The 5,209-nt window shown below is 30.4% G+C and carries 5 protein-coding genes; all 5 read left to right on the plus strand.

Annotated features, from left to right (window positions below):
• The first annotated feature begins 72 nt into the window (after positions 1-72).
• The 5 genes from EIG86_RS13800 to EIG86_RS13820 all read left to right on the plus strand — a co-directional run bounded on the left by EIG86_RS13800 (position 73) and on the right by EIG86_RS13820 (position 5,032).
• The gene (locus EIG86_RS13800; RefSeq protein WP_127846770.1) at positions 73-657 is read left to right on the plus strand and encodes a hypothetical protein; all 585 of its coding nucleotides are present in this window, start codon (positions 73-75) and stop codon (positions 655-657) included.
• A 153-nt stretch (positions 658-810) separates the two neighbouring features.
• The gene (locus tag EIG86_RS13805) at positions 811-1,980 is read left to right on the plus strand and encodes an SIR2 family protein (protein ID WP_127846771.1); all 1,170 of its coding nucleotides are present in this window, start codon (positions 811-813) and stop codon (positions 1,978-1,980) included.
• 133 nt (positions 1,981-2,113) lie between these two features.
• A complete protein-coding gene (locus EIG86_RS13810) occupies positions 2,114-2,629 on the plus strand; it encodes a hypothetical protein (RefSeq protein ID WP_205030475.1) in 516 nt (171 codons plus the stop codon).
• Between the two features lie 4 nt (positions 2,630-2,633).
• Positions 2,634-2,939 carry a hypothetical protein gene (locus tag EIG86_RS13815; protein WP_127846772.1) on the plus strand — a complete coding sequence of 102 codons (306 nt, stop codon included), beginning with the start codon at positions 2,634-2,636 and terminating at the stop codon, positions 2,937-2,939.
• Between the two features lie 179 nt (positions 2,940-3,118).
• Positions 3,119-5,032 carry an AAA family ATPase gene (locus EIG86_RS13820; RefSeq protein ID WP_127846773.1) on the plus strand — a complete coding sequence of 638 codons (1,914 nt, stop codon included), beginning with the start codon at positions 3,119-3,121 and terminating at the stop codon, positions 5,030-5,032.
• The last annotated feature ends 177 nt before the right edge of the window (positions 5,033-5,209 follow it).

The raw sequence follows: 5,209 nt of genomic DNA on the forward strand, positions 1-5,209 counted from the left end.
CAGTTTGGTGCGTACTTGCAAAGTTAACCGCTAACCCACGCAACTACTCATAGCCGAGACGTTGCCATTAATTTGAAAAAAACGAATTACAATCTAATATTAAAAGCAATTCTTCCGATTGGAATTTTGCTATTTTTCATTCTATTGTCTGAATTGAGAACTGAAGGCGATTTTGGTGGACTTATAGGTGGATTTAAAGTATTATTCTTCCTTTTTATAGGAGCAGGAATATTTTTATTTACGTTAATTAAAAACATAAGTAGAATAAGAAAAGGAAAAAATCTTAATGAATCAAAAATCATTTTGACTGCTTTAGTAATTTCAACCGTGATTGGCGTTAGTTCTTTTTGGTTTCCATATGATTTTTTTGACAAGGAACCAGAATTTATTGCAACAGATGAAATTGGAAATAAACTGACTTTAGTCAATGGAAATTATATGTTGAAAACAAGAGAAATTGAATGGACAACAATTAGGCGTGGAAAATATCAAATTAATTCGGACACGATTAAATTGGACATTGACAAAGAAAGATATTTAGCTAAACGAGCCATAAAGTATTTGATTCAGAACGAAAATTTGATTCCAATCTACTCGGACGGAATTGAAACGGATTCTACTGGATTTTTAAAAATAGTTAGAAAAATAAAAAACTAATGGCAACACTGTGTATACGCAATAGCTGGGTTTGTGACTGAATTCAAAGTTTGGGATTTTTTGCTAACTTTGAGACTGAATTAAATAGTTTTAGAATTTTTGCGCGCTACTGCGCATACACGAAAACGTTAGCCACCATTTGACAGCACTCATATGAAGAAACATTTGACAGTTATTTTAGGAGCAGGATTTTCTGCAAATGCTGGAATGCCAACAGCAAGCACAATTGCTGAAAGGTTCAATAGAGATTTAAGAGAGAAATTTCTTTCTGCATCATCAAGTGAATGGTATTGGATTGATGATAAAGATGAAACTTTTATTCATAACGGAAAACTGAATTATGATTATATAGCATATTCATATGTCTTTAATGAATTAGTGCAAAGTTATATTTCTGACAGAGGTAGTTTTATCTATTACGAAGATTTTTATCAATTCATCATCGATAATTTCAAAAATTCTGAATGGGTGGAAAAGTTGTTTGAATCAGCGAAACAGTCAATTCTGAATGACAAACCATATTTTTTAGAAGAGAAAAATAAGGAATACTATGAAAGTTATTTATTTGCATTTACCCATAAACAATTTCAAAAGGTTAGTGATATTCTAAACTACTTGATTGGAGATATTCTCTCTGTAATTCCTAAAAATGACGAGGAGTTAATGGAAATTTATCAAGGCTTTATTGAACATTTATCTCAATTCGAAAACGTAGACATTTTTACACTAAATCACGACTTACTTTTAGAAAGAGTTTTAGAATTAAATGGCCTAAAATATTCTAAAGGTTTTAATATTGAAGAATCACCAATAAGCCACAATGATTTACCAATACCCTTTTTTAATAACACTTTTAATGAAAAAATTAAAATCCATAAACTTCACGGAAGTTTAGATTTTTTTCAATTCAGACATTATATAAAAAGTGAAGGCTTATTTCTACAACCAACAGGAGAATATGATTATTTTATGACAACAAACTATTCAACAAAACATAATTCTATTCGAATAAATCCTGAAACTAAAGAAGTTCTGCAAGATTATAATACTGATATACTTCCGAAATTTATTACTGGAACAAGAAAATTAGACACAATTGAAAATGACATCCTTTTCAAACAGTTATTTCAAAATTTACAAATAGTTGTTGAGAGTTCTGAAAATTTATTTATTTCCGGTTACTCATTCAGCGATGAACATTTAAATGAGATAATAAAATCAAAAGCATTCAATTTCATTAATCAAAATCCAAGTACGGAATATCCATTTGACGGAAATGGAAAAAACATAAATAGTCTGAACGAATTAAAAAACGGTGGCTAACACCGTATATAATTTATTGCTGGTTTATTGCCTACTTACGAAAGTCCTCGCGGACTTTCTTGGTCGATAATTATTTACTAAATTAGTTGCTTGAAACACGCAACAAACCATATACAACAACGTTGCCACACATTTGAAAAAAACGACAGACATAGAATTTAACGACATTGAAAAACTCAAAAAATTGGGATTTTCTGGATTTAAAACTGTGTTGGAATTAATAGCTGACCCAAATATTTTACCAAATCAAATGGGAGTTTATTTAGTTCTGAATTCGAATATTAAAAAGCCTGAATTTTTAACAAAAGGACTTGGTGGATTTTTTAAAGGCAAAGACCCAAACATTTCGCTTGCGGAATTAAAAAATAATTGGGTTGATAAGTCAAAAACTATTTATATCGGAAAAGCTGGAGGATTAAATGGAAATGCAACTTTACGAAGCAGATTAAAGCAGTATTTAAGATTTGGTCAAGGATTTAATGTTGGACATTATGGCGGAAGATTGATTTGGCAATTAAAAAATCACTCTGAATTAAAGTTTTGTTGGTTAACTTTAACAGACATTGAACCGAGAGAATTAGAAAAGAAATTGTTAGCGGAATTTATAAGACAAAACGGAAAAAGACCATTTGCGAATTTAACAGGATAAAAATATGGGGAGAACATTAGGATTAGATTTGGGAACAAACTCAATTGGATGGGCAATTATTGAAAATAATAAAATCATTCAGAAAGGAGTTCGTGTTTTACCAAATAATGAATTTAGAAAAGAAGAATCACGAATTAAGCGGACTAATTTAATTTCGGAAATTAAGACAAATAGTCGATTAATAGCATTAATATTTTTGACTTTATCATTATTCGGAATGGGAATTTTAATGCCTAAATTTTGGCAATTTTGGTTAAATCTTGGAATAGCTGGAATTTTCACGACTTTGACAATTGAAAGAAAGAGATAATAATAATTGTGAATAAAAACGTGTGGCAACACCGTGTATAATTAATGGCTAGTTCTCGCCTACTTACGAAAATCCTCGCGGATTTTCTATTCGGTTTTTATTTGCTAAATTACGTGCTTAAACACGCCACTAATCATACACAAACACGTTATAAGCCATTTAAACCAACAACACAGTAAATGACAGAAAAAGAAACATTAATACAAAATCTTGATACAGCATTAGTTAAATTAAATCTGCATAAAGAAATAGCTAGTTATTGCGAAGTTGACAAAATAATGATTGGGCTACATAATGAAGTAATAGAATACTTTAATTCAGTTAAAGACTTGGTTACTCAAAAAGAATTAACAACTAATTATATAAAGCAATTTCAAAACGAAATAAATCAAACAACAAATTTATTTCCTTACAGACAGCAGCAAAATTTAAGTTTCATCCAAGAACATAATAAAGATGCAGTAAAGGATAATATTGAAAAGCAAATATTACCGTTAGAAAAGCAACTAAAATTATTGCAGTTCAATATTGACTTCTTTAGAAAACTAAATTTTTTTAGCAGCAATATAGTTGCAGTTGGTGCCAATGGCAGTGGAAAAACAACACTTTCGAATGACTTAAAAAAGTATCTTCCTAATACTGGTGTAGTCATTTCTGCTCAAAAAGTATTGATTATTCCAACATTCAGTGGAGTTTCTAATTTCAATAATACTAGTCAAAAACTACAACAATCACAGTCAACCGATAAGTCACTAAAAGTAACTTACTCAACCGAAAATCAAGGTAATTCCTGGAGCATCATGACCCAGGTTGGTGGTGAGTTTAAGTTACTTTTGGACAATTTATTGGCTGAAAGAAGTGTTATCCGAAATAAATATTTTGATTTATTGCAAAATGGTCAAATTGTAAATGATGTCCCTATCACAAGATTAGATAAGGCACTAAAAATTTGGAACTCTTTAATTCAACATAGGATACTTGAGTGTGTTGATGGAATAAATATTACATTAAGACCAATTTCAAGCAACACTCCATATCCTGCTCATCAGATGAGTGATGGTGAAAAAGTAACTTTATATTTAATTGCCCATATCCTTCAAGCTCCAAAATCAGGCTTTATCATTATTGACGAGCCAGAAATGTACCTACATAAAACAATACTTACGAAGTTATGGGATATTTTGGAGTCTGAAAGACAAGATTGTATATTCATCTACTTAACGCATGATTTGGATTTTGCCACTAGTAGAACAGCTAAAAAAGTCTGGATAAAGAATTTTAACTTCCCAAATAATTGGGAGATTGAAAATATACCAGATAATGAACTACCTGAAAATCTTCTCCTTGAGCTTTTAGGTAGTAGAAAGAATATTCTTTTTTGTGAAGGCAAAAAGGGAAGCATTGATGAGAAAATTTACAATGTACTATTTCCTAATTTTACCATAACACCAGTTGAGAGTTGCTTTGATGTAATCAATTATACAAAGTCCTTCAATAAACTGCCTAATATGACGACTAAAGCATTTGGACTAATAGACTCTGACCATCATGGAAATGAGAGACTAAAAGCATTGGAGCCAGCAAATATTTTTTCGTTTTCAATGACTGAGCCTGAAAACTTATTTTTGGATGAGGAATTTTTGAAACTACTAGCAAAGCAGTTACTAATTGAAGAAGAAAAAGTAACTGCGATTATGACTGATGTGGTAAATCAATTAGAAAAAGAATTGGCACTACAAGTTGCTAATTATGTTTCTGCAAAAATTAATTATTATTTCAAAGACTCGCACGTTTCTAAAGGGAATGATTTAGATACTGTTACCGCTAACTATTCAAAGTTTACAAACGAAATTAAAATAACGGATTGGTTTATCGAAAGAGAGAAAGAATTAAAGGAAATAATAGAACAAAATGATTATTCAAAAACCCTTAGTGTATTCAATAATAAGGGTCTTAAATCCTTGGTAAATAAACATTTCAAGATATCTGACTTTAGTGAAAAATCATTTAAACTATTGCAGTTTGAAAGAGCTTCTCATGATACATTAAGAAGCCATTTTCCGAATGAAATAGTCAAAAAAAACGGCTTATAACAATGTATATAAAAAATAGGCGAAACTGTAATAGATTCAAGCCTTTTGGCGCCCATCAAACTTTGTGCTTAGCCGAAATTTTAGTGCTTCGAAATCGCCTACTTTTCATATACTAAACGTTGCCAACAATTTGAGAAAAACAGCCGAAATATTAATAATCATCTTTTTTTTATATTC

The organism is Psychroflexus aestuariivivens, from assembly GCF_004010055.1.
In the GTDB taxonomy this organism is placed as follows: Bacteria; Bacteroidota; Bacteroidia; order Flavobacteriales; family Flavobacteriaceae; genus Psychroflexus; species Psychroflexus aestuariivivens.